Origin of the sequence: Mesorhizobium sp. M1322 (assembly GCF_040318085.1) — a bacterium.
In the GTDB taxonomy this organism is placed as follows: domain Bacteria; phylum Pseudomonadota; class Alphaproteobacteria; order Rhizobiales; family Rhizobiaceae; genus Mesorhizobium.
Window position 1 is genome coordinate 58718 of sequence record NZ_JAMYLP010000003.1, and the last position, 22554, is coordinate 81271.

A 22554-nucleotide genomic window follows, 5' to 3' on the forward strand; every position below is an offset into this window, starting at 1 on the left:
TCCACCATGCGCCGCGGTGATTGTTGTCCCAGTCGAAGCGGAAGGATTCCGGTCTTGCCGCGCAATTCGGCTGTCGGAACGATGCTGCTGTGAAAGCGGCGCCCCGATCCGGTGCCACGACACATCAGTCGTGGAGTTCTCTCGAGATCGCCGCGCCAACCGAAAAATCGCTGAATGTGACTTCGAAACCTTCACGTTGCGGCGAACAGCACATCATGCCGATATCGACTGTTTTTGAGGGCGGGAAATAGGCGAGCCGCACCGGCTTCCAGTGATGGTCGGAGGCGTCAAGATACTGAACACGGATTGTCTCGGCATGGCGGGTCAGCCGGATCCTGACGCCGTCCGGACCAGCCGGGATGCTGACCAACGACCAGTCGGAAGCATCATTGGTGACGACGACGGAAAAATGTGCCAGCCCATCGGTGAACTCGATGCCGGCCTTGACCCAGTGCGTCTCGCTCAGCCGGACCATCAAACCGGCCTGATCGTAGAGCACCTTGTAGTCCCCCTTGACGGTGACCTCCGCGCTGAAATCGCCCTCGACCTGCCGGTAGAGGAAATGGCCATTGTCGCGCCAGAAGCCATAAAACGTCTCGCGCCAGAAATCGGTTTCCTTGCCGGTCCGCACATGCACGGTGCTGTCGCCGAAAGCATGGTGCGGTGGCGGGTTGAGCCAGGTCAGTTCTGCATTCTGAGATGTCATCGGCTTGCTCGCCTGTCGGGTCCGTGCTGCGTTATCCGTCGCTCATGCGAAGAGGCGGATTTGTCTCTTGTAAGCGGCTTCCGCCGTTCATTTCGGGATTTGGTAAAGCTCGGACGCGGCCTCTCTCAGCGCGCGCCGGCTGTCTGGCCTGAAATACATCATGTGGCCGCCTTCCAGAAGCTCGACGCGAATGGATTTTGCTCCAGGAAGCGAAGGAACCTGGCCGACAAGGTAGCGTGACACCAGATAGGGTGTCACCAGGTCGGTGTAGCCGTTGACGATCAAAACGCCGAGGCCGGGGTTCAACGCGCGCGCCTGCTGAAGGTCATCCATCACGCCGACATAGCCCTGACGCGTCGGGCTCGTCCCGTAATCCCAATTGCCGCTGATTTCGCGGTTGAGAAGCCGGTAGCTTAGATCGGTGCGGAATTTCAATTCCTCCCTGATATAGCTGACAAAGGCGGATGTGAGCGCCGGCACGCTTCGGTCGAGCACCGGATCGGGACCGCTGGGCCTTGGACTTTCCGGGGCAACGTCTGCCGTTTCGATCGTGCCGTCATAGGCGCTGAGAACATTGCCCCTTGCCCGCGCAAACTCCTTGGCGAAGAGTGCGGTGGGAATGCGTGCAAAGTTTCGTTTGACGAGTTCAATCGGCAGGCCGGTGATTTCGGCAACGCGCGGGCTCGCCAGGCGCCCACCCTGTTCGAGCCCGCTGGCAAGCGCGACGAGATAGTCGCCAAGCGCATAGCGTTCGACATCGGCCAACCGCTCCTGCAGTTCGGAACCGGTGACGCCTTCGCTGCGCAGGCGCACCGCCGCCAGCGACGGGAGCTCAAGCGCCCAGTGAAGCGGCTGGAACTCGTCGGGCCGCACGAGGGTGAATTCGAGCGCCGGCGAGATGAGCACGATGCCCTTAGGACTGATGCCGATATCGTCCTGAAGCGTCTTGGCAAGCAGTGCCGCCCGAAACCCGCCATAGCTTTCGCCGGCAAGAAACACCGGCGACGCTGTGCGGCCCGCCTGTGCCAGATAGAGCCGGATGAAGGCGCCCATCGCGGCGGCGTCCTGGTTGACGCCCCAGAAGCTGCGTGCCTCGGTTCCGGGTGCTTCGCGGCTGTAACCCGTTCCGACGGGGTCAACAAAGACCAGGTCGGTCATGTCGAGCCAGGTGTTCGAGTTGTCCAAAAGCCGCTGCGGCGGTGGGAGAAAGCCTCCATCGGCCGCTGTCGCCATCACGCGTGGACCGAGCGCGCCAAGATGCAGATAGGCGGAAGCTGCTCCGGGACCACCGTTGAATACGAAAGTGATCGGGCGCCGGGGATCAGGTTCCCGGCTTGGCTCGGGACGCAGCGTGTAGGCGACATGAAAGATTTCCGCGGTGACGTCGCCCTTGCCGGATAGCAACGACAGCGTGCCGGCCCTTGCCTGATAGTTGAGCGTGCGTCCCGCGATCACGATCGAATGATCTGAGACCTGGGGCGGCGGGAGCAGCGACAGAACGCCGCCCGAAGGCGACGGCCGCTCGGCCACTTGCGCATGGCCGGCTGGAAGGCCGCCAACCAGCAGCAGCATAGCAAGGGTGATTTCTAGCAGCTTGGTACGCATGACGACTCCGCAGCGGAACGACTGGAAGCTACCACGCTGATGGCTCAGCCGAAATCACAGGACCGTGCACGCCCTCGCTGCTGGAAGGAGACCAAGGCTTTCAACGCACGATCTTCACGCACATCGGCGTGCCGATTTCGATAAACCGCTCGGTGTCGGCCAGCCGCCCCGTGGCCGCGTCGCGTGCAAGAATCGAGATGCGGTCGGCGTTCTGGTTGGCCGAGAAGAGATGGCGACCCGAGGGCGTAAGTGCCAGATTGCGGTAATTGGCGACCAGCAGCTTCGCATTCTGCATCAAATCCTCCCTTGTTCCGCCGGCGTTGCCCGCTGCGGATCCGGGCAAAATTTCGCCTGTTCACGCTTGCAACGTGACCCCATATGTGAAAACACTATTCACAAAAGAAGATCGACGGGAGGATCTATCATGCAATTCGCTGGTTCGCGGCGCGCCCGGACGGATGATCCGTGCTTGCAACGGATACTGCCATGACTGGTTTTGCGCCGACCGTGGGCGTGGCGTCGACGCACCCTGCCAACATGCCGAAGAACCACGCCGATCTCCCCGTCTGGAACGCGGAGAACTGGTTCTATGAAGACTGGCCGATCGGCCAGAAAATCCGCTCGCTGCGTAGAACGATGGCCGAGGGCGACAGCCACCTTTTCAACGCACTGGTGCTCGATATCCACCCTTACGTGCAGGACCAGATGTTCGCCGAAACAGACGGCATTTTCGGCAAACGGCTGGTCGCCGGCGCCTTCGTGTTTTCGGCCGGGCTCGGCCTCGTCGCCACCAATTGCGTCAACGCCTTCTCCTACGGCTACGACAAATTGCGCTTCATCAAGCCGGTGTTCATCGGCGACACGATCTATTCGATCCGCTCCAATCTCGACAAGAAACCCAAATACAAGGAGATGGGGCTGATCCGCGCCAGCTATGAAGTCTTCAAGGGTGAAGGAGAGCTCGTGCTTTATTGCGAACACCTGCAGACGGTGAAGTACCGCAATCCGGCCGATTTCGCCGGCAAGACGGAGAAATAGGCGATGGCTGCCACTGCCGAATTGCCGCTGGCCGGGCTCGTCGTCGTCGATATGAGCCAGTTCCTGTCCGGGCCCTACTGCTCGCTGCGACTGCTCGACCTGGGCGCCCGCGTCATCAAGATCGAGCGCCCGGATGGCGGTGACCTGTCGCGCCGGCTTTATCTCAGCGACACGGAGATCGGCGGCGATTCCACCATCTTCCATGCCATCAACCGCTCCAAGGAAAGTTTCGCCATCGATCTCAAGGACGAGGCCGACCTTGCGGCGCTGCGCGGGCTGCTGGCCAAGGCCGACGTGCTGATCCAGAATTTTCGGCCCGGTGTCATTGAGCGCCTGGGTCTCGACTACGAGGCGGTTCGCAAAATCAACCCGCGTCTGGTCTATGCGTCGATCAGCGGCTATGGCGAGGAAGGCCCGTGGGTCAAGCGGCCCGGTCAGGATCTGCTGGCGCAAGCGCGTTCCGGCGTGATGTGGCTGAACGGCGACGAGGACCAGGGACCGGTGCCCTTCGGCCTGGCGATCGCCGACATGCTGGCGGGCTCTGCCGCCGCGCAAGGCATCCTTGCCGCACTGGTGCGGCGCGGCGTGACCGGCACGGGCAGCCATGTCGAGACCAGCCTGCTCGAAGCGCTGGTCGACCTCCAGTTCGAGGTGCTGACCACGCATTTCAATGACGGAAGCCGGCTGCCGCGGCGGTCATCTTTCCGCAGCGCGCATGCCTATCTGTCGGCGCCTTACGGCGTCTATCCGGCCAAAGACGGCTATCTGGCGATTGCGATGACGCCGATCTCGAAGTTGGCCGACCTTCTGGAGATCGAAGAGCTTGCACCCTATCGCGATCAGCCGTCGACCTGGTTCACCGCCCGTGACGAGATCAAGGCGATTATCGCGCAACAAATCGTGACGAAGACGGTCGATGAATGGCTCGCCATCCTCGAGCCTGCCGACATCTGGTGCGCCAAGGTGCTGACCTGGCCGGAGATGATGGCCAGCGAGGGCTTTCAGGTTCTCGACATGCTGCAGACGGTGACGCGCGAGGATGACGTCTCGATCCTTACCACGCGTTCGCCGCTCAGGGTCGATGGCGTCCGCGCGAAGGTCGAGCGCGCCGCGCCACGCATCGGCGAGCACAGCGCAAAGATCCGCAAGGAGTTCGGGCTGTGAGCGACGTGACGCTCAAAGGCATGACTTGGAGCCATCCGCGCGGCTACGACCCTATGGTCGCCTCCTCAGCGCTGTGGAAGCAGCGCACCGGCGTCACGATTGAATGGGACAAGCGCTCGCTGCAGGATTTCGAATCCTTTCCGGTCGAGGAACTGGCCCGTGCCTACGACTTGATCGTCATCGATCATCCGCATGTCGGCCAGATCACCGCCGAGAATTGTTTGGCGCCGCTCGACGTTGTGGGACGTGAAGCGGAACGCGCGGCACTGGCGGCAGGCAGCGTTGGCCAGTCCTATCCGAGCTACAACTGGCAAGGCCGACAGTGGGCGTTTCCGATCGACACGGCGAGCCAGGTGCAGGCGTGGCGGCCTGATATGCTTTCCGCTCAGCCAGCGAGTTGGAGCGAAATGCTCGATCTGGCGCGGCAAGGCCGCGTGCTGCTGCCGCTGAGGCCACCGCATTCGCTGATGGTGTTCTACACGCTTGCCGGCAATCTCGGTCGACGCGCCGTCGAAGAGCCTGGCGCCCACGTAAATCCTGACACGGGCAGCCGCGTTTTCGAGATGATGCGCGAGGTCGCGGCTCTCGTCGATCCGGCCTGCCTTGGCATGGACCCGATCGACGTCCTGGAGCAAATGGCCAGGTCCGGCACGCGGATCGCCTGCGCGCCGCTGATCTATGGCTATGTCTCCTATGCCATCGCCGGCTTTCGGAGCAACCGCCTTGCCTTCGCGGACATTCCGGCTGAGGGCAATGCCGGCCCGGTCGGCTCGGCGCTCGGCGGAACCGGGATTGCCGTGTCGGCCTTTTCGAAGGCGAAGCAGGCGGCCATCGACTTTGCCTACTGGATCGCCAGCGGCGAGGTGCAGCGCGGCCCCTATGCATCGGCCGGCGGCCAGCCCGGCCATGCCGCAGCTTGGGACGATGCAGCCGTCAACGCAGCCGCCGGTAATTTCTACATCGATACCCGGGCCACACTCGAGGGTGCCTGGGTCAGGCCACGCCATGATGGCTACATGACATTCCAGCAGGCGGCGTCCGATCGCATCAATCTCGGCCTGACCGAAAAGCACGACGCCGGCCGCGTCGTTGCCGATCTCAATCGCCTGTTTCTGGAGAGTTTCCCGGCACCCGTCGCTGCCGGTGGAGGATCCTGAAACCAACTAAATGGAGGACATGAACAGTTTGATCCGCGGCAACCCACGCTGCTGATCGGCCTCGGCTTCCGGCCCTCGACCGTGCAGGCAGCACTTGGTCTGGTCATCGTGCTGCTGGTTTCGCTCTACGGCCGCGAGCGGCACGTATCCGCGACGATCTGAGGCCACTTACAAGCGCCACAGCCGCTTTGCGTTGCCCGACAGCAGCCTTTCCCGCTCGTCGGCACTTGCACCGCCAAGCAGCGCATGCGTCGCTGCAACCCAGGTCGCAAGCCCGCCACCGAGCGTGCAGACCGGCCAGTCGCTGCCCCATACGACGCGGTCCCAACCGAAACAGCTGATCGTGTGCTCGATATAGGAACGCAGCGTTTCGACAGTCCACGATCCGGCGTCCGCATAGGCGACCACACCGGAAACTTTGCCGACGACGTTCGGACGCCGCGCGATCTCAGCCATATGCTCGCGCCAGGGATGCTCACTGCTGCCCTTGATGTCGGGAACGCCGCAATGGTCGAGCACGAATTGAACATCCGGCGCGAGGTCAGCAAGCGCAATCGCCTTAGGAATCTGATGCGGCAGGACGACGAGATCGAAGGTCAGGCCGGTGCCGGCAAGCTGCTTGATGTTTTCGCGAAACAGCGAGCCCTCCGAGAGTTCATCCGGCATGACGTGGAGCACCCGCCGGAAACCTTTGACGAAAGGATCGGCGCGCTGGCGCTCGAGATAGGCGGCAAAGCCCGGCTCTTCCGGACGGCAGGAGGCGATTGCCCCGCGCAGTAAACTGTCCTTCTGTTGCGACAGCGCCTTTACGTGAGTGGTCTCAGTCTCGATGTCGGCTGGATCGACATCGACTTCCATATGCAATGCGCCCTCTATGCCGGCGCGGCGGGCCTGGATTGCATATTCGTCGAGGGAAAAATCGCGGTTGAGCGCCGGCACGCCGGAGAGCCAGGGATAGCGCAGCGCCGACTGGTCAATCAGATGCAGATGGGTATCGAAAATCATGACGGCGCGCTCCTCCTCCGGCGTTTTTCAAAATTATCTTACGGAGAAATTGTTCATTCAAATAAGAATTTACTCCGCCTGCTTGACCGCTGCTCCCGTCAGTTGCGATAGCTTTTCGGTCGCTGCCAGCAACAGTTCTATCGTCTTGGTGATATCGGGCGCCTTGGGTGCGTTGACCAGGGTTATGTAGGGGATCGACAGTGCGGCGATCGCCCTGCCGTCCGAGCTAAGCACGGGTGCCGACAGGTTGAACACCCCGGCGGTCTGCATCGACGCCATCATCTCATAGCCGCGTTCACGAATCTGGTCGAGGCGGGCAAAGAACTCCGGCGATTGAGGCGGCTTGTCGGTGCTGCGCAGATGCTCGGAGATCATCATCTGCCGCTCTTCCGGCGAGCGGAACGCCAGCAGCACATGTCCGGAGCCGGTGTCGAACAGGCTGATATGCGAGCCGACGCGAATCGAAATGCCCCAGTAGTCCGGCGCTTCCTGCTGTGCGATCACCACTGCGGAACCGCGGTCGAAGACGACAAGCTGGTTTGCCTGGTGCGAGGTTTCGGCAAGTTCACGCATCAGCGGCGTCGCATAGGAAACCAGCCGCCGCACCGGCGCGTGCAGCTGCGCCAGGCCAAACAGCTTGAGGGTCAGCGAATAACGGTCGCCGTCGGGCCGCGTGACGTAGCCGCGTCGCACCAGCCGGTCCAGCATGCGGTAGAACTCGTTGGGGCTGCGGTCGAGCTTCTTGGCGATCTCCGCCTGCGTCAGGCCGCCATCGACGCCGGCCAGCAGCTCGAGAATGTCGAGCCCCTTGTCCAGCGCCGGGGCGCGATAGCGGTCGTCGTCCTCGTCCTCTGCCATTGCGCTTCTCCAGTGAATTTCGCTTTTCATATACGCATAACGGCATTGCTCTGAAAGGACTTTCGGCTTGACGAACTTATAAATGTTTTGTTTGTATATGAATGAAGCTGCCGATCAAACCTCGCTATGGATCGACGCAGGCTCTTTGGGAGGATACCAATGACGAAACTGTTTTGCGGCCTGACAGCCGGCGTGGCGCTGCTTGCACTTGGCGCGGGCGCCGCCTTTGCTGCCGAACTGCCCGGCAAGTTCGACGGCGTCACCATCGACGCCAAGCTGATCGGCGGCCAGCAATATGAAGGGCTCTACGCGCGCATCGGCGAATGGGAAAAACTGACCGGCGCCAAAGTCAACGTGATCTCGAAGAAGAACCATTTCGAGCTCGACAAGGAAATCAAGTCTGACATCGCGTCCGGCAGCATCAACTGGTGCGTCGGCTCGAACCACTCGTCGTTTGCGCCGCAATATCCCGATATCTACATCGATCTCAACGCCCTGCTGCCCAAGGAGGAGATCGGCGCCTTCGTGCCGTCGACGATCAAGGCTTCGACACTCGACGACAAGCTGGTGATGCTGCCACGCGCGCAGTTCGACGTCTCGGCGCTTTATTGCCAGAAGAGCCTCTACCAGGACGAAGCCAAGAAAGCCGCCTACAAGGCCAAATACGGCAAGGAACTGGTGCCGCCCGATACCTGGGACGAGGTGGCCCGGCAGGCGGAATTCTTCGCCAGCCCGCCGGATTTCTACGGCACCCAGTTCGCCGGCAAGGAAGAGGCGATCAACGGCCGTTTTTACGAGATGCTCATTGCCGAGGGCGGCGAGTATCTCGACAAGGACGGCAGGCCCGTCTTCAACTCGGAGGCCGGCGTGCAGGCGCTCGACTGGTTCGTCAATCTCTACAAGGCCAAGGCGGTGCCGGCCGGCACCACCAACTATCTCTGGGACGATCTCGGCCAGGGCTTTGCCTCGGGCACGGTCGCCATCAACCTCGACTGGCCGGGCTGGGCAGGGTTCTTCAACGATCCGAAGTCGTCGAAGGTCGCCGGCAATGTCGGGGTGAAAGTGGCGCCGAAGGGCTCGGCCGGCATTCGCACCGGCTGGTCGGGACATCACGGGTTTTCAGTCACCGAAAACTGCGCCAGCAAGGAAGCGGCAGCGTCCCTGGTCTGGTTTCTGACCAACGAGGACAGCCAGAAGCTTGAAGCAGCAAGCGGGCCACTGCCGACCCGCACCGCGGTGTGGGACTGGGACATCCAGCAGGCGGCCGGCGATCCTTACAAGACGGAAGTGCTGGCGGCTTTCCAGGAACAGGCAAAGCACGCTTTCGCCGTGCCGCAGACGCCTGAGTGGATCGAAATCTCCAACGCCGTCTATCCCGAGTTGCAGGCGGCCATCCTCGGCGACAAGACCTCCAAGCAGGTGCTGGACGACGCTGCCGCCAAGGCCACCCAGATCCTCGAAGACGCCGGCAAGCTTTGACATCTTTCCACGGGGGCGCTGCGCTTATCGAAGAGCGGCGCCCCCGACCTGTTTCTAGACTGACCATGCGCAATACGCTTTGTCTTGATCCCAGCTGGCCGACGGCGGCCTTCGGTGTCCGGGCACCAACCAGAACCGGATCGACATGAAAGGCTGGAGACCCTCACCGCCATTGCTGCTCCTGCTGCCCGCGGTCATCGTCCTGGCGGCGGTGGTGGTGTTGCCGCTGCTGCTATCGCTCTACTCCAGCTTCACGCCGTTCCGGCTGACCAAGCCGGAGACACTCTGGGTCTTCATCGGCGCGCGCAACTATATCAACATCCTGGGCAACGGGGATTTTTGGTTTGCCTTTGCCCGCACCGTTGTGTTGCTGACGGTGGCGCTCAATCTGGAAATGCTGATCGGGCTTGGGCTGGCGTTGCTGGTGGAGAAAGCCTCGCGCGGACAGCGGGTGCTGCGCACCATCATGATGTTCCCTATGATGTTTTCGCCGATCCTGGTCGGCTTCCAGTTCAAATTCATGTTCAACGACAATATCGGCCTGGTGAACAACGCCCTGCAGGCGCTCGGCCTGACCGACCGCGCCATCCCCTGGCTGATCGACGGCAATCTCGCCTTCGTCGCCATCCTCACCGCCGAAATCTGGTCATCGACTTCGGTGTTCGCGATCCTGATCCTTGCCGGGCTGCTGGCGATGCCGCGCGAACCGGTCGAGGCGGCCCGCGTCGACGGCTGCACGCCATGGCAGACATTCCGCTATGTCACCTGGCCGTTCATCATGCCGTTTGCCTTCATCGCCTTGACGATCCGCTCGCTCGACGTGGCGCGCGCCTATGACATCGTCAAGATCATGACCGACGGCGGCCCCGCCGGGCGCACCGAACTCGTCTGGACGCTGGTCGCCCGCACCGCCTACAGCGATGCCAGGATGGGCCTGGCCAACGCCATGGCCTATTTCTCGATCCTGCTGTCGATCCTGTTCACCGTCTATTTCTACCGCAAGCTCGCCGCGGCCCGCACGCAGATCGCGGCGGAGTGGTAAGGATGGACCAGAACAGCCTGCATCGCGCCCGCAACAAGGCGCTCGGCATCGCTCACGGCATCGGGCTGTTCCTGGCCATGCTGGTCATCTGCCTGCCTGGCATCTGGATCGTGCTGTCATCGCTGCGGCCGACCGTCGAGATCATGGCCAAGCCGCCGGTATGGATCCCGCAGGAACTTTCGCTCGACGCCTACGTTGCCATGTTCAGCGGCGTCGGCAAGGGCGGCATCCCGGTGCTCGACTATTTCCGCAATTCGCTGATCATCTCGGTAACCTCGACGGTGATCGCCATCGCCATCGGCATGGCCGGCGGCTATGCCTTTGCGCGCTATCGCTTCCGTGCCAAGTCGGCGATGTTCCTCGGCCTGATGCTGACGCGCACGGTGCCCGGCATCGCGCTGTCGCTGCCGCTGTTCTTCGTCTTTGCGCGGCTCGGCATCATCGACACGCATTTCGGGCTGATCCTCGTTTATGTCGCGCTCAACGTGCCCTTCACCATCTGGCTGATCGACGGCTTTTTCCGTCAGGTTCCGAAAGACCTCGCCGAAGCCGCACAGATCGACGGCTGCACGCGCTGGCAGGCCTTCTGGCAGGTCGAGTTCCCGCTTGCCGGGCCTGGTATCGCCTCGGCCGGCATCTTTGCCTTCCTCACCTCGTGGAACGAGTTCGCGCTTGCCTCGCAGCTGACGCGCTCGACCAACTCCAAGACCCTGCCGGTCGGCCTGCTCGACTACACCGCCGAATTCACCATCGACTGGCGCGGCATGTGCGCGCTGGCCGTGGTCATGATCATACCGGCGCTCACGCTTACCTTCATCGTCCAGAAACACCTCGTCGGCGGCCTCACCTCCGGCGCGGTGAAAGGCTGACATGGCAACCGTATCCCTGAAGAAACTCACCAAAAGCTACGGCCCGGTGGCCGTGGTGCACGGCATCGACCTCGAGGTCGCCGATCGCGAGTTCATCGCGCTGGTCGGGCCGTCCGGCTGCGGCAAGTCGACAACCCTACGCATGATCGCCGGTCTCGAGGACATCAGCGACGGCCTCATCGAGATCGGCGGCCGCATGGTCAACGATCTGCCGCCGCGTTCGCGCAACATCTCGATGGTGTTCCAGTCCTATGCGCTCTACCCGCACATGACCGTGCGCGAAAACCTCGGCTTCTCGCTGAAGATTGCTGGCGCCGCAAAAGAGGAGATGGACCGCCGTGTCGCCGAGGCATCAGGCATTCTCGGCCTCGACCAACTGCTCGACCGCCGGCCGTCACAGCTGTCGGGCGGACAGCGCCAACGCGTCGCCATGGGCCGCGCCATCGTCCGCGATCCCGACGTCTTCCTGTTCGACGAGCCGCTTTCCAATCTCGACGCCAAGCTCCGGACGCAGATGCGCACCGAGATCAAGAAGCTGCACGCCAAGGTCAAATCGACGGTGATCTACGTCACCCATGACCAGGTCGAGGCGATGACGCTCGCCGACCGCATCGTCATCATGCGCGACGGTTTCATCGAGCAGGTCGGCACGCCCGACGAGGTCTTCCGCCGGCCGCAGACGCGCTTCGTGGCAGGCTTTATCGGCTCGCCGCCAATGAACCTGCACGAGGCAGTGATCGACCACGGACAATTGCTGTTCGCCAGCGGCGAGAGGCTGCCTCTGCCCAGCCAGTTCAAGGCAAATGTCGGAACTGGCGATAAGGTCGCGTTCGGCCTCAGGCCTGACGACATCTATCCGACGGGACACGGCATCAGCTCCGGTGAAGACGTTGACGTTCATCAGATGGAATTGCCGGTGACCGTCACCGAGCCGCTCGGCAATGAGACGCTGGTGTTCGCCGAATTCAACGGCAGCGATTGGGTATCGCGCATGCTCAACCCGAAACCGCTGAAGGCCGGTGACCGGGTGAATATGAGCCTGGACCTGTCGCAGGCCCACCTGTTTTCTGCTGAAACGGGCAAGACATTGCGAGGTTAACGTCGTGGCAACGATCGAGAAAATCGAACTGCGGATGGTCGACCTGGTGCCGAAGGTCAAGCGCACCGATGCGATCCAGAGTTTTGTCAGCCAGGAAACACCGATCGTCACCATCACCGACGCCGACGGCGCGGTCGGCACCGGCTACAGCTACACGATCGGCACCGGCGGTTCCTCGGTGATGCGGCTCCTGGCCGACCACCTCGCACCGCGGCTGATCGGCCGCGACGCCGACAGGATCGAGGCGATCTGGCACGAGCTCGAATTCGCCACCCACGCCACGACGATCGGCGCGATCACGGCAATCGCGCTGGCGGCCATCGACACTGCGCTTTGGGATCTGCGGGCGAAGAAGCAGGCCTTGCCGCTGTGGCAGCTGGCCGGCGGCGCCAAGGACCGCTGCCCGCTCTACACGACCGAAGGCGGCTGGCTGCATATCGAGACCGAGGCGCTGGTCGAGGATGCGCTGGCCGCCCAGGCCAAGGGTTTTCGCGGCTCGAAGGTGAAGATTGGCAAGCCCCACGGCTCCGAGGATCTCGCCAGGCTGGCCGCGGTGCGCCAGGCGGTCGGCTCGTCCTACGAGATCATGACCGACTGCAACCAAGGCTTTTCGCTCGACGAGGCAATCCGCCGGGCGGAGCGGCTGCGCGATCTCGACCTCGCCTGGATCGAGGAACCGCTGCCGGCCGACGACATAGACGGCCATGTGCGGCTGTCGAATGCGACGTCGACGCCGATCGCCATCGGCGAGTCGCTCTATTCGATCCGCCATTTCCGCGAATATATGCAAAAAGGCGGCTGCTCGATCGTGCAGGTCGATGTCGGCCGTATCGGCGGCATCACGCCGTGGCTGAAGGTCGCGCATGCGGCCGAGGCGTTCGACATCCCGGTCTGCCCGCATTTCCTGATGGAATTGCATGTCAGCCTGACCTGCGCCATTCAGAACGGCCGATATGTCGAGTATATTCCCCAGCTTGACGAACTGACCGGCAAGAAAATGCGCATCGAGAACGGGCAGGCGTTGGCACCGGACGAGCCTGGCATCGGCATCGACTGGGATTGGGATGCCGTCAAGGCGAAGAGCATCGCGGAATTCACGACCGATATAACGAAATAGGGAGCCGGACATGCAGCGGATGGGAATGGTGCTCGGCCTCAAGCCGGAAAAGGTCGCTGAATATGTGCGGCTTCACGCCGCCGTCTGGCCTGACGTGCTTGCGATGATTTCCGCCTGCAACATCAAGAATTATTCGATCTACCTCAAGGAACCGGAGCACCTGCTGTTCAGCACTTTCGAATATCACGGCACCGACTATGCCGCCGACATGGCGAAGATGGCAGCTGATCCCAAGACGCAGGAATGGTGGGCGCTTTGCATGCCTTGCCAGGAGCCGCTGCCGACCCGCAAGGAGGGCGAGTGGTGGGCCTCGATGGACGAAGTCTTCCATCATGACTGATGGTGTGTTCGATCCTGCCTCGCTCGCCCAGGCCTGGGAGCAGCCATCAATGCCCAGGCCGATCGTGATATTCGGCGCAGGATCGATCGTCAGCGATGCGCATTTCCCGGCCTATGGGAAAGCCGGGTTCCCGGTCGCCGGGCTTTTCGATCCCGACCATGTCAAGGCTGAAAGATTGGCGCAGAAATGGGGCGTCACCGCTTACCGGTCGGTCGAGGAAGCCGCAGCGATCAAGGACGTCGTCTTCGACCTGGCGACGCCACCGGCTCATCATGCCGGCGTGCTCAGGGCGCTGCCCGATGGTGCAGTGGCGCTGATCCAGAAGCCGATGGGCGGTGATCTGACCGAGGCCACCGAAATCCTTGAAATCTGCCGCTCCAAAAACCTGAAGGCCGCGGTGAATTTTCAGCTCCGCTTCGCGCCGATGATGCTGGCGCTGAAGGATGCGATCGCCAAGGGTTGGCTGGGCGACGTGGTCGATTTCGACGCATGGCTGGCGCTGGCGACACCTTGGCAACTCTGGGAGTTTCTGCTGAAGGCGCCGCGCGTCGAAATCGTCATGCATTCGATCCATTATCTCGACCTGATCCGGCAATTGCTCGGCGATCCCAGAGGGGTTCACGCCAAGACGCTCGGCCATCCCAACCACAAGGTCGCGCAAACGCGCACCAGTGCGATCCTCGACTATGGCGATACCGTGCGCTGTGCGCTGTCGATCAACCACGACCACAAATTTGGCCGAAAACACCAGGCCTGCGAGTTCCGCATTTGCGGCACCGAGGGCGCCGCCTATCTCAAACTCGGACTCAACCTCGACTACCCCCGCGGCGAGCCGGACATTCTTGAAATCCATCTAAAGGGCGGCTCAGACTGGGTCACGGTGCCGCTCGTCGGCGAATGGTTTCCGGACGCCTTCGTCGGCCGCATGGCCAATGTCCAGCGCTACGCATCAGGCGAGGACGCCGAACTCGTCAGTTCCGTCGAGGACGCCTGGAACACCATGGCGCTGGTCGAGGCCGCCTACCAATCGAGCGCGGCGCCGGCAACACCGATCGCGGCGAGGCCCTGACATGGAGCAGACTATCTATTTCGAGGATTATCAGATCGGCTCGTCGCGCCTGACCAACGGACGCACCATCACCGAGACCGACTTCGTCGTGCATGCCGGCCATACCGGCGATTTCTTCCCTCACCACATGGACGCCGAGTTCATGGAAACGACGCCGTTCGGCCAGCGCATCGCCCATGGCACGCTGGTCTTCTCGGTCGGCGTCGGACTGACGGCAAGCGTCATCAACCCGGTCGCCTTCTCCTATGGCTACGACAGGTTGCGCTTCATCAAGCCGGTGTTCATCGGCGATACGATCAAGACCCGCACCACCATCTCGGCCAAAGAAGACGACCCGAAACGACCGGATTCGGGCCGGGTCATCGAGCGCTGCGAGGTGATCAACCAGCATGGCGACGTGGTCCTGGCGGCCGACCACATCTACATCGTCGAGCGCCGCGACAAGCCCAAGCGGGGCTGAGCTATTTGCGGCCGCGAGCAGTCATATCCGGTTGACCGGATATACCGGCTTGCCGCCGCGCAACACCGATGCGACATCGGCAAACACCTTGTTGCGAACCTCAGCGTAAGACTGCGTCGAGTAGTGCGCCGCGTGCGGACTGACCAGGACGGCCGTCGCGGTGATGCCGCAAAAGCCTATCTCGCCATGCTCCGACGCGAGGATGGCGACCGAGCCCGCCACTGCCCGCATCGCCTGCTTGAAGGCGCGCGGGTCGATGGCGCCGTGCCCATCCGCCCATGTCGTTGGAATGGCGGCCGCCGGCATCAATTTACTCGAAGCCCGGCCTGGCGCATCAGCGGCAGCACGCGGTCACAGAAGAAGGGCAATTCGTAGGTGTAGTTGACGAATGTGAGGGCGGCGCCGGAATAACCCTGGTCCATGATTTTGGTGAGATCGTCGACGATCTTTTCCGGCGTGCCGATAAGCGGAAACGTTCCAGCACCGCCGGCGAATCTTTGCCGATATTCGGTGAAGGCCTTCGCGTCATGCGAATTCGCGAATTCTTTCTTCTTGCGCATATGTTCGTCGACCGCGCCCTCGTCCGCGCATTCAAGCGCGTAGTGCCGGTAATAATCCTCGGCTTCCTGCTGGGTTTCCCGGCAGACGACGTGGCAGACCGTGTAGACACCGACTTCGCGTCCAACCTCAGCCGCGCGGTTGGTGATGTCGACCACATGCGCGCGGCCATCGGCAATTTCGGAAAAAGTCGAGAACAGGTAGTTGCAGTGGCGCGCCGCATAGTTGCGCCCCGGTGCGCCGAAGGCTGCGTTCATGGTCACCGGTCGCGGTGCCTGCAGGCTTGGCGGGCGACTGACGACCCCTTCAGATCATAGAACTCGCCGCCGAAGTCGAACGGCTCGCTGGATTGGTAGGCACGCTCGATGATATCGATCCATTCCTCGGCCTGATCGTAGGTCCGATCGCCGACCGTCTGCCCGAACATGGCGAACTCGTCCGGGTTCCAGCCGCAGACAATGTTCAAGCCGGCACGCCCGTTGGAGATGTGGTCGACCGTCGCCAGCGCTTTTGCGGCCTGCAGCGGATGAACCAGCGGCACATGCACGGTCATGAACAGACCGATGTTCTGCGTGGCGACGGCGAGACCCGCCGCCCAGGTGAAAGTCTCGAACGACCATTCCCGCAGATGAGTCAAACCGCCGAAGCCGCGCCAGCGTGCGATCGGCAGCAGAAACTCCAGGCCGGCGCGATCGGCGATGCAGGCAGAATTGAGATTGTCCTCCCAGCGGGCGCGCCAGCGCTCGGGAACGGTGGTCATTGCCAGACCGCCATCGGCATTCATCGAGAAGACGCCGAGCTTGAACCTGTTCGGCCCTTTCAGCGGATGCTGCTTTCTGATCATGATTTTCCCTGCCGCGGGACGCTCGCAGCTTCATCGTCGAGCTGTTGCAACTGTGGGCTCAGCTTCTTGACACGCTCCTCGGAGCCTCGCCTGGGTCGGCGGACGGCTCTCACCTTGCCGCTGTTTCCACCGCCGCAGAAAAACTGATCGCCACCATCGGACTCGAGCCCCGATACGCCTGTTCCAGGCGGCATATCAAGCTTCTCCAGAACCTTTCCCGTTTCAGGATCTATCCGCCTGATGTCACTCTCGTCACCCTCCCAGGTGCCGTGCCAGAGTTCGCCCTCGATCCAGGTGACCCCGGTGACGATACGGTTGGAATCGATTGTGCGAAGAATTGCTCCCGTCTGGGGATCGATCTGATGGATTTTGCGACCGCGATTCTGCCCCACCCAAAGTGAGCCTTCGGCCCAGGCGAGCCCGGAGTCGCCGCCGCCACCCGGCGCCGGAATAGTGGCGAGCACGCGGCCAGTGTTGGGATCGATCTTCTGGATGCGATCTTCGGCGATCTGGAACAGGTGCTGACCGTCGAAGGCCGTTCCTGCGTGCGCAGCGACATCGATCGCGCGCACCACCTTCCCGCTCGCAGGATCCAAGGCGTTCAGTCTGTCTCCGGACGCAAACCAGACGTGCTGGCCGTCGAACGTAACCCCCGCAACTTGGTCGACACCCGGAAAGGGTCCATATTCGCGGAGGACTTCGGCTGCAGATCGTTTCATGCTTCTCCTCCAGGCTCAGATCTGTTGAATTGTCCCGACACTAATAACCCGACAGTGAGCCCGGGAGTAACAAGATTGTCGGGAACCCCGGCACGGGCGGGGTCATCCAACGGCGCGCTCGCCCGCGACCGAACGACTGCACCTTGCCTGCTGCCGCAAGCTGCTCGAGCGATCGCTGCACGGTGCGCGAGCTGGCTCCGAGCGCAATCGCCAGCGCCGAGCTCGACCACGACTCGCCGTCGGCGAGGAAGGCGAGCACCGCTGCATGCTGCTCGTCGACGGGCGGCGCCAGCACTACGACATCGCGTGGGCGGCGCGGCTTAAGCGCAAAGCCTCGCTTGGTCGCGCTCACATCCGCCAGTGACCGCAGCTCCACGCGAAGCCGACCGACTTCGACCCGCAATCGTGCGCGATGTGATTCATCGGCGTGCTTGCCGCCGAAGGCGCGTGCGACGAGCGTGCTCCTCGCCACGTCCGCGGGCCAGGCTTCGCCGAGCGTGCGCGCAAGCGCGAACAACACCGGGCGCGTCGCGAGCGAGACGATCATGCCGGCGTCCCGCACGACATTGCGGCAGGCGTCGACGACGAGCGCCCCCGACGCCAGCAGCGCTTCGACCTCCTCAAGCAGGAGCGGGCGCTCCTCACCACGGGCGATCAGGCGCGCCGCGGGCGTGTTCATCACGAGGGATGCGCCTTCAACCTCGGCCGTCAGCGCGGGAATGTCCGCCTGGCGCGCGGCGTGCTCGGCCCGCGCGAGCGCAATGCGCGCCGCTTTGGTCCGGAGGCGGCGAATCGCGAGCCCCGCAATCACCAGCTCGTGGGCGGCCTTCGACGCGGGTGGGAGCGTTGTCGGGTCGAACCCGGTGAGCCTGCTCTCGGCCTCATCGAGGCGTCCGATCAGGAGCAGGCGCCTAGCCTCGAGATTGCGCGCATGCGCGGCATTGACGTGGTCGCCGTGCTTTTCAAGCGTCGACCGCGCGGCGTCGAGTGCCTTCGCCGGCCAGCCGAGGTCGCGCGAGACGAGTGCGATCTCGGCTTCGGCGACGACGCACCTCGCGCGGGCCACGGCCTCTTTCGGACCGAAGGCGCGCGCAGCACTTTTGAGGAGAGCCTTTGCTCGAACGAGATCGCCGAGCTGCGCCATCGCGATGCCACGCAGAGCCAGCGCACGCGCATCGTCACGCAGGGCGACCCGCTTCAATGCGCCGAGGGGATCACCCGTTGCGAGGGCGCGCGCCGCCGCGGTGATCAGCGAGTCCATCGGAATCCCGTCACACTTGTAACTCTCACTATTCGATCTCCGGTCCTAATCTATCTCAGGACCAACAGCCAGCGCGCTGTATCGAAACGCGCCGTATCGAAAACGGTGCGAACAACGAGGAAGGAGACGAATGATGCCGACACACAGAACCGGAACACGTGAGGAGTGGCTGGCAGCGCGGCTTGATCTGCTCAAGGCGGAGAAGGAGCTCACGCGCCAAAGCGATAAGGTGGCGCGGCGGCGGCAGGAATTGTCTTGGGTTCGGATCGACAAGGATTACCGATTCGAGACCGATGAAGGCAGCGCCTCACTGGCGGACCTCTTCCAAGGGCGCTCGCAGCTCCTCGTCTACCACTTCATGTTCGGGCCCGACTACACGGCGGGGTGTCCGGCCTGCTCGGCGATTGCGGGCGGGTTCGACGGCTTCGTCGTCCACCTGGCCAACCACGACGTCACGCTTTCGGCGGTATCGCGGGCACGGCTCGCGAAGCTGCAGGCGTATAAGCGGCGGATGGGATGGACGTTCCCCTGGGCCTCCTCACACGGCAGCGACTTCAATTTCGACTTCGACGTTTCGTTCACCGAGGAGCAGCAGCGCGAGGAAGGTATCGAATACAACTATGTGCGCGAGGCGCCTCTCGCCGAGATACCCTCGCGCACGACTGCCGATGGCTCCGCCACGTTCGCTGCGATGAGCGGAACAGACATGGCCACGTACACGCGCGAGAGGCCGGGCATGAGCACGTTCGTGCTCGAAGACGGCGTCGTCTACCACGCCTATTCCACCTATGCGCGCGGATTGGACGGCCTCTGGGGCATGTATCAGTGGCTCGACCGCGCGCCCCTAGGCCGTAACGAGGCGGGCGTCTGGTGGCGCCGCCACGACGAGTACGGCCAAGGATGACATCGCGATGACACTCCACTCCGATCACACCCAGAAGATGCCGCCCGAAGGCAACGGATCTGCCGGTTTCCCAAGCGACAATGTCGCCGCCCGCGGCGCGGCCGACTGGCTATCGCTGGCGGCCGCGCCAACCTTCGCAATCATGGCGCTGCTGACGGCCGTTGCCGGTGATGCGGACATGATGTGCTCGGAGGCGCAAGATCCGTCGCCGGTGAGTGGAATGGTCGTGATGTACCTGCTGATGAGCGCCTTCCATTCGGCGCCTTGGTTGAAGCTGGTCGCCAGCCGACGAAGCGCGGTCCGCCGGTCGTGATCCGGCGTTCGCCGATCAACCGGCGCGACCTCGCGCGGCCCCTACGTGGCGATATTGGCCTCGCCTGCATGACGCATCATGCGGCGAAAGCTCATCGAGATATGGGCTCGCCTTATGTGCCCGATGGACTCCCAGTCGCCGATCTCGGCGGCGGCAAGGACCTCTTCCATTTCGCGGCGGAACGCGGTGAACTCCTCGACAAGGCCCAACTGCGGCATCATCTTCAGGACGACACGCGCGACTTGAAAATACAGGCGCTCGCTGATCTCGCGCAGCGGCTGGTTGCCGGTCATCGCGGTGAGCTCGTAGAAAAAATCCATGTTGAGGCGCAGGAAAGCGCGCTGGTCGGGATTGAGCACATCGGAATCGCAGCGCGCAATGAGTGCCCTTATCCGGTCGAGATCGTCCGCCGTGCGCGGGATCGGCGAAAGCTTGCCGACCAGGAGCGCCAGCTCCAGGCGCAAGTGATAGACCTGCTGCAATTCCTCGATGTCGACATCGGTGACGATCGTGCCGACACCATGGACGGATTGAACCAGACCCTCGGATTCGAGGCGCGCCAGGACACGCCGAACCGGCGTGCGGCTGATTTGGAATTCCTGGGCAAGCTCTTCCTCGGAGAGATGGCTGCCCGGCGCGTAGTCGAGCAGGCAGATGCGGTCGCGCAGTATCCGGTAGATACGCTCGAACCGCTCCCGCGCCGAAAGCGGACGCGGCGGCGCGGCGGTCGCGGCCAGGGGCGTGGCATCCGTCTCAAGCGTCATCCAGCCTCCAGGACAGCGTGCAGGAACTGCCGCGTCCGCTCGTTCTTGGGGGCGCCGAACAACTCGCTTGGCGGCCCCTGCTCGCAGATCTTGCCGGCATGGAAAAAGCAGACGCGATCGGAGAATTCCTTGGCAAATCCCATCTGGTGGGTGACCATCAGCATGGTGAGGTCATGTTCCCTACCGAGTTTTCGGATGACTTCAAGCACTTCGCCGACGAGTTCGGGGTCGAGTGCCGATGTCACCTCGTCGAACAGCATGATCTTGGGCCGCATGGCGCAAGCGCGGGCGATGGCGACGCGCTGCTGCTGGCCGCCGGAAAGCTGCGAGGGATAGTGGTCCTTCTTCTCCGACAGGCCGACCATGTCGAGCAGCTCGGCCGCACGCGCCTCGGCATCGGCCCGCTTCATGCCGAGCACGGTTATCGGCGCCTCGATGCAGTTCTGCATCGCCGTCATATGCGGGAACAGGTTGAACGACTGGAACACCATGCCGATCTTGGCGCGGATCCTGCGGATGTGTGCGAGATCGGCGGGAACAAGCTTGCCGTTCCTCTCCATGTGAGTGAGCGGCTCGCCTTCGACCCAGATGACGCCGTCATTGATCGTCTCCAGCGTCATCAGCATACGCAGCACCGTGGTCTTGCCGGAGCCGGACGGCCCGATGATGGAGACCTTCTCACCGCGTGCTATGTCCAGATTGAGCCCATCGAGAACGGTCAGCGCACCATAGCGTTTCGAAACATTGTCGAAGCGGACCATCGGTTGTTCCGTCATCGCATGGTCCTCCGGTTGAGCAGGCCTTCGAGGGAGCGAATGAGCGCGGCAGAAACCAGGCTCATGGCAAGGAAGAACAGGCCGACCAGCGTCATCGGCTCAGTGTAGCGGAAGGTTTCGGAGCCGATGATCTTGGCCGTCTGCATCAGCTCCAGCACGGCGATTGCGGAAAGCAATGGCGTCTCCTTGAACAAGGCAACCAGATAGTTGCCGAGCGCCGGAACGATCGGCGGGATCGCCTGCGGAATGATGATGTCGCGGAACGTCGTCCAGGCCGACAGATTGAGTGCGACCGAGGCTTCCCATTGGCCGCGATGAATGTTGTCGAAGCCGGCGCGATAGACCTCGGAACAATAGGCTGCGTAGTGGATGCCGATGGCAAGCACCCCGGCGGTGAAGGCGTCGAGCACGACACCGAATTTCGGAAAGACGAAATAGAGAAAGAATATCTGGATCAGCAGCGGGGTCGACCGGATCAGTTCGACCAGCACCGAAATCGTCCAGCCGGTCCACGGCACGGCGATGCGGACGACCGCCAGCACCAGGCCAAGCGAGGCGGCAAGCGCAAACCCGATCAGCGTCGCCTCGATGGAAACGATGGCAGCGCCGGCGAGCACCGGCAGGATTTCAAAAGCAAATGCCCAGTCCCAGATCATGCTGCCTTCCCCCGCGCCAATCCTAGCGAAGCCCGCCTTTCGAGAAACCGCATGCCGATGGTCACAACCAGCGACATTGCCAGGTACATCAGCAGGACGAGGGTGAAGATCGGAATGGTCTTGAACGTGTTCTGGTTCATTTGCTGCGCCTTGAAGGCGAGGTCCGAGAGCGTGATCAGCGAGACCAGCGCCGTCGATTTCAAAAGCTCGATGAACAGATTGCCCCAGGGTGGAATCATGGCGACGAACGCCTGCGGCAAGATGATGCGGCGCAGCATCTGGGGGCGGCTCATGTTCAATGCAGTGCACGCCTCCCGCTGGCCGCGGGCGACGGACTGGATCGCGCCGCGCACGACTTCCGATCCGTAAGCACCAACGTTCAGGCCGAGCGCCAGGACAGCAACCAGAAATGCGTTGAGCGTGACACCGAATTGCGGCAGCACGAAAAACAGCCAAAACAATTGCACCAGCGCCGACGTGCCGCGGAAGATCTCGACATAGACCGTCGCCAGCCATCTGAGCGGCGCCGGGCCATACATCCTTGCCAGCGCCGCCAGCACGCCCATGACAATTGCCAGCAGGCTGCCGAGGATAGCGATCTCGATCGTCAGGACAGCGCCTTGCAGCAGCCCCGGCATAAACACTTTGTAAGATTCCTGTGTTGCCAAGGCACCGATCACGACAAGCGCGACGACCAGCATGGCAACGAGCGTACGGATTCCCATGCGGATTCCCCCAGGAAAAAGGGGCG

Annotated in this window: 24 protein-coding genes and 2 pseudogenes; 13 read left to right on the forward strand and 13 right to left on the reverse strand. The window is 62.6% G+C overall.

Annotated elements, in window-relative coordinates; translation table 11 throughout:
* Window positions 1-124 precede the first annotated feature (124 nt).
* From NKH12_RS01885 to NKH12_RS01895, 3 genes are all read right to left on the reverse strand, one after another.
* Entirely contained in the window at window positions 125-706 is a 582-nt protein-coding gene (locus NKH12_RS01885; RefSeq protein WP_352951626.1) for a DUF1349 domain-containing protein, read from the reverse strand.
* Window positions 707-793: 87 nt separating this feature from the next.
* Window positions 794-2311 carry a S10 family peptidase gene (locus NKH12_RS01890; protein WP_352951627.1) on the reverse strand — a complete coding sequence of 506 codons (1518 nt, stop codon included), beginning with the start codon at window positions 2309-2311 and terminating at the stop codon, window positions 794-796.
* A 100-nt stretch (window positions 2312-2411) separates the two neighbouring features.
* Window positions 2412-2606 carry a beta-propeller fold lactonase family protein gene (locus NKH12_RS01895; RefSeq protein WP_352951628.1) on the reverse strand — a complete coding sequence of 65 codons (195 nt, stop codon included), beginning with the start codon at window positions 2604-2606 and terminating at the stop codon, window positions 2412-2414.
* Between the two features lie 191 nt (window positions 2607-2797).
* Between NKH12_RS01895 and NKH12_RS01900 the strand changes: the two genes are divergently transcribed.
* From NKH12_RS01900 to NKH12_RS01910, 3 genes are read left to right on the forward strand one after another with little or no spacing between them, the layout of a single operon-like run.
* Complete coding sequence (locus NKH12_RS01900) at window positions 2798-3349, forward strand: MaoC family dehydratase (RefSeq protein ID WP_352951629.1); 552 nt, start codon at window positions 2798-2800, stop codon at window positions 3347-3349.
* 3 nt (window positions 3350-3352) lie between these two features.
* Window positions 3353-4513, forward strand: a complete 1161-nt coding sequence (locus NKH12_RS01905; protein ID WP_352951630.1) for a CaiB/BaiF CoA transferase family protein — start codon at window positions 3353-3355, stop codon at window positions 4511-4513.
* Window positions 4514-4533: 20 nt separating this feature from the next.
* Entirely contained in the window at window positions 4534-5670 is a 1137-nt protein-coding gene (locus NKH12_RS01910) for an ABC transporter substrate-binding protein (RefSeq protein ID WP_352951701.1), read from the forward strand.
* Window positions 5671-5838: 168 nt separating this feature from the next.
* On the opposite strand, the gene NKH12_RS01915 is transcribed toward NKH12_RS01910, so the two are convergent.
* On the reverse strand, window positions 5839-6675 hold the full coding sequence (locus tag NKH12_RS01915) for an amidohydrolase family protein (protein ID WP_352951631.1): 837 nt from the start codon (window positions 6673-6675) through the stop codon (window positions 5839-5841).
* 69 nt (window positions 6676-6744) lie between these two features.
* Window positions 6745-7533 (reverse strand): IclR family transcriptional regulator, encoded by a 789-nt coding sequence (locus NKH12_RS01920; protein ID WP_352951632.1) that lies wholly within the window; start codon window positions 7531-7533, stop codon window positions 6745-6747.
* Window positions 7534-7692: 159 nt separating this feature from the next.
* Here NKH12_RS01920 and NKH12_RS01925 point away from each other — a divergent pair, with 159 nt between their 5' ends.
* The 8 genes from NKH12_RS01925 (at window position 7693) to NKH12_RS01960 (ending at window position 15008) form a co-directional block, all read left to right on the forward strand.
* Window positions 7693-9012 (forward strand): type 2 periplasmic-binding domain-containing protein, encoded by a 1320-nt coding sequence (locus NKH12_RS01925; protein ID WP_352951633.1) that lies wholly within the window; start codon window positions 7693-7695, stop codon window positions 9010-9012.
* A 145-nt stretch (window positions 9013-9157) separates the two neighbouring features.
* The gene (locus NKH12_RS01930) at window positions 9158-10054 is read left to right on the forward strand and encodes a carbohydrate ABC transporter permease (RefSeq protein WP_352951634.1); all 897 of its coding nucleotides are present in this window, start codon (window positions 9158-9160) and stop codon (window positions 10052-10054) included.
* Between the two features lie 2 nt (window positions 10055-10056).
* Window positions 10057-10923 (forward strand): carbohydrate ABC transporter permease, encoded by an 867-nt coding sequence (locus tag NKH12_RS01935; protein ID WP_352951635.1) that lies wholly within the window; start codon window positions 10057-10059, stop codon window positions 10921-10923.
* Window position 10924: 1 nt separating this feature from the next.
* A complete protein-coding gene (locus NKH12_RS01940) occupies window positions 10925-12022 on the forward strand; it encodes an ABC transporter ATP-binding protein (RefSeq protein ID WP_352951636.1) in 1098 nt (365 codons plus the stop codon).
* Between the two features lie 4 nt (window positions 12023-12026).
* Window positions 12027-13139, forward strand: coding sequence for a mandelate racemase/muconate lactonizing enzyme family protein (locus NKH12_RS01945; RefSeq protein WP_352951637.1), 1113 nt, complete (start codon window positions 12027-12029; stop codon window positions 13137-13139).
* A 10-nt stretch (window positions 13140-13149) separates the two neighbouring features.
* Window positions 13150-13479 (forward strand): L-rhamnose mutarotase, encoded by a 330-nt coding sequence (locus NKH12_RS01950; RefSeq protein WP_145713039.1) that lies wholly within the window; start codon window positions 13150-13152, stop codon window positions 13477-13479.
* The gene (locus NKH12_RS01955; RefSeq protein ID WP_352951638.1) at window positions 13472-14548 is read left to right on the forward strand and encodes a Gfo/Idh/MocA family protein; all 1077 of its coding nucleotides are present in this window, start codon (window positions 13472-13474) and stop codon (window positions 14546-14548) included. The genes NKH12_RS01950 and NKH12_RS01955 overlap by 8 nt, the downstream gene beginning before the upstream one ends.
* A 1-nt stretch (window position 14549) precedes the next feature.
* Window positions 14550-15008: a MaoC/PaaZ C-terminal domain-containing protein gene (locus NKH12_RS01960; RefSeq protein WP_352951639.1), complete on the forward strand. Its 459-nt coding sequence runs from the start codon at window positions 14550-14552 to the stop codon at window positions 15006-15008.
* 21 nt (window positions 15009-15029) lie between these two features.
* Here the strand turns inward: NKH12_RS01960 and NKH12_RS01965 are convergent, their stop codons facing one another.
* The 4 genes and pseudogenes from NKH12_RS01965 to NKH12_RS01980 all read right to left on the reverse strand — a co-directional run bounded on the left by NKH12_RS01965 (window position 15030) and on the right by NKH12_RS01980 (window position 18390).
* A complete protein-coding gene (locus NKH12_RS01965) occupies window positions 15030-15314 on the reverse strand; it encodes a hypothetical protein (protein WP_352951640.1) in 285 nt (94 codons plus the stop codon).
* Window positions 15314-16407 (reverse strand): annotated as a pseudogene (locus tag NKH12_RS01970) (LLM class flavin-dependent oxidoreductase). The gene NKH12_RS01965 and the pseudogene NKH12_RS01970 overlap by 1 nt, the downstream one beginning before the upstream one ends.
* A gap of 83 nt (window positions 16408-16490) precedes the next feature.
* A pseudogene (locus tag NKH12_RS01975) lies at window positions 16491-17129 on the reverse strand (Vgb family protein); the annotation flags it as partial.
* A gap of 40 nt (window positions 17130-17169) precedes the next feature.
* Window positions 17170-18390, reverse strand: coding sequence for a helix-turn-helix domain-containing protein (locus NKH12_RS01980; RefSeq protein ID WP_352951641.1), 1221 nt, complete (start codon window positions 18388-18390; stop codon window positions 17170-17172).
* A gap of 133 nt (window positions 18391-18523) precedes the next feature.
* On the opposite strand from NKH12_RS01980, the gene NKH12_RS01985 reads away from it, so the two are divergent.
* The gene (locus tag NKH12_RS01985) at window positions 18524-19294 is read left to right on the forward strand and encodes a DUF899 domain-containing protein (RefSeq protein WP_352951702.1); all 771 of its coding nucleotides are present in this window, start codon (window positions 18524-18526) and stop codon (window positions 19292-19294) included.
* A gap of 7 nt (window positions 19295-19301) precedes the next feature.
* Window positions 19302-19607: a hypothetical protein gene (locus tag NKH12_RS01990; protein WP_352951642.1), complete on the forward strand. Its 306-nt coding sequence runs from the start codon at window positions 19302-19304 to the stop codon at window positions 19605-19607.
* Window positions 19608-19648: 41 nt separating this feature from the next.
* Here the strand turns inward: NKH12_RS01990 and NKH12_RS01995 are convergent, their stop codons facing one another.
* The 4 genes from NKH12_RS01995 to ehuC are packed head-to-tail and all read right to left on the reverse strand — an operon-like array spanning window position 19649 to window position 22528.
* Window positions 19649-20371: a GntR family transcriptional regulator gene (locus tag NKH12_RS01995; RefSeq protein ID WP_292481992.1), complete on the reverse strand. Its 723-nt coding sequence runs from the start codon at window positions 20369-20371 to the stop codon at window positions 19649-19651.
* Window positions 20368-21147 carry an ectoine/hydroxyectoine ABC transporter ATP-binding protein EhuA gene (gene ehuA, locus NKH12_RS02000; protein WP_292208642.1) on the reverse strand — a complete coding sequence of 260 codons (780 nt, stop codon included), beginning with the start codon at window positions 21145-21147 and terminating at the stop codon, window positions 20368-20370. Before ehuA ends, NKH12_RS01995 begins: the two co-directional genes overlap by 4 nt.
* Entirely contained in the window at window positions 21144-21803 is a 660-nt protein-coding gene (ehuD, locus tag NKH12_RS02005) for an ectoine/hydroxyectoine ABC transporter permease subunit EhuD (protein WP_352951643.1), read from the reverse strand. Before ehuD ends, ehuA begins: the two co-directional genes overlap by 4 nt.
* Window positions 21800-22528 carry an ectoine/hydroxyectoine ABC transporter permease subunit EhuC gene (ehuC, locus tag NKH12_RS02010; RefSeq protein ID WP_352951644.1) on the reverse strand — a complete coding sequence of 243 codons (729 nt, stop codon included), beginning with the start codon at window positions 22526-22528 and terminating at the stop codon, window positions 21800-21802. The genes ehuD and ehuC overlap by 4 nt, the downstream gene beginning before the upstream one ends.
* Window positions 22529-22554 lie beyond the last annotated feature (26 nt).

Coding starts and splice junctions, on each gene's coding strand:
- NKH12_RS01895 (WP_352951628.1), bottom strand. CDS start 2,606: ATGCAGAATGCGAAGCTGCTGGTCGCCAATTACCGCAATCTGGCACTT.
- NKH12_RS01940 (WP_352951636.1), top strand. CDS start 10,925: ATGGCAACCGTATCCCTGAAGAAACTCACCAAAAGCTACGGCCCGGTG.
- NKH12_RS01905 (WP_352951630.1), top strand. CDS start 3,353: ATGGCTGCCACTGCCGAATTGCCGCTGGCCGGGCTCGTCGTCGTCGAT.
- NKH12_RS01980 (WP_352951641.1), bottom strand. CDS start 18,390: ATGGACTCGCTGATCACCGCGGCGGCGCGCGCCCTCGCAACGGGTGAT.
- NKH12_RS01885 (WP_352951626.1), bottom strand. CDS start 706: ATGACATCTCAGAATGCAGAACTGACCTGGCTCAACCCGCCACCGCAC.
- NKH12_RS01995 (WP_292481992.1), bottom strand. CDS start 20,371: ATGACGCTTGAGACGGATGCCACGCCCCTGGCCGCGACCGCCGCGCCG.
- ehuA (WP_292208642.1), bottom strand. CDS start 21,147: ATGACGGAACAACCGATGGTCCGCTTCGACAATGTTTCGAAACGCTAT.
- NKH12_RS01955 (WP_352951638.1), top strand. CDS start 13,472: ATGACTGATGGTGTGTTCGATCCTGCCTCGCTCGCCCAGGCCTGGGAG.
- NKH12_RS01920 (WP_352951632.1), bottom strand. CDS start 7,533: ATGGCAGAGGACGAGGACGACGACCGCTATCGCGCCCCGGCGCTGGAC.
- ehuD (WP_352951643.1), bottom strand. CDS start 21,803: ATGATCTGGGACTGGGCATTTGCTTTTGAAATCCTGCCGGTGCTCGCC.
- NKH12_RS01990 (WP_352951642.1), top strand. CDS start 19,302: ATGACACTCCACTCCGATCACACCCAGAAGATGCCGCCCGAAGGCAAC.
- NKH12_RS01950 (WP_145713039.1), top strand. CDS start 13,150: ATGCAGCGGATGGGAATGGTGCTCGGCCTCAAGCCGGAAAAGGTCGCT.
- NKH12_RS01890 (WP_352951627.1), bottom strand. CDS start 2,311: ATGCGTACCAAGCTGCTAGAAATCACCCTTGCTATGCTGCTGCTGGTT.
- NKH12_RS01915 (WP_352951631.1), bottom strand. CDS start 6,675: ATGATTTTCGATACCCATCTGCATCTGATTGACCAGTCGGCGCTGCGC.
- NKH12_RS01985 (WP_352951702.1), top strand. CDS start 18,524: ATGCCGACACACAGAACCGGAACACGTGAGGAGTGGCTGGCAGCGCGG.
- NKH12_RS01935 (WP_352951635.1), top strand. CDS start 10,057: ATGGACCAGAACAGCCTGCATCGCGCCCGCAACAAGGCGCTCGGCATC.
- ehuC (WP_352951644.1), bottom strand. CDS start 22,528: ATGGGAATCCGTACGCTCGTTGCCATGCTGGTCGTCGCGCTTGTCGTG.
- NKH12_RS01910 (WP_352951701.1), top strand. CDS start 4,534: ATGACTTGGAGCCATCCGCGCGGCTACGACCCTATGGTCGCCTCCTCA.
- NKH12_RS01965 (WP_352951640.1), bottom strand. CDS start 15,314: ATGCCGGCGGCCGCCATTCCAACGACATGGGCGGATGGGCACGGCGCC.
- NKH12_RS01900 (WP_352951629.1), top strand. CDS start 2,798: ATGACTGGTTTTGCGCCGACCGTGGGCGTGGCGTCGACGCACCCTGCC.
- NKH12_RS01925 (WP_352951633.1), top strand. CDS start 7,693: ATGACGAAACTGTTTTGCGGCCTGACAGCCGGCGTGGCGCTGCTTGCA.
- NKH12_RS01930 (WP_352951634.1), top strand. CDS start 9,158: ATGAAAGGCTGGAGACCCTCACCGCCATTGCTGCTCCTGCTGCCCGCG.
- NKH12_RS01960 (WP_352951639.1), top strand. CDS start 14,550: ATGGAGCAGACTATCTATTTCGAGGATTATCAGATCGGCTCGTCGCGC.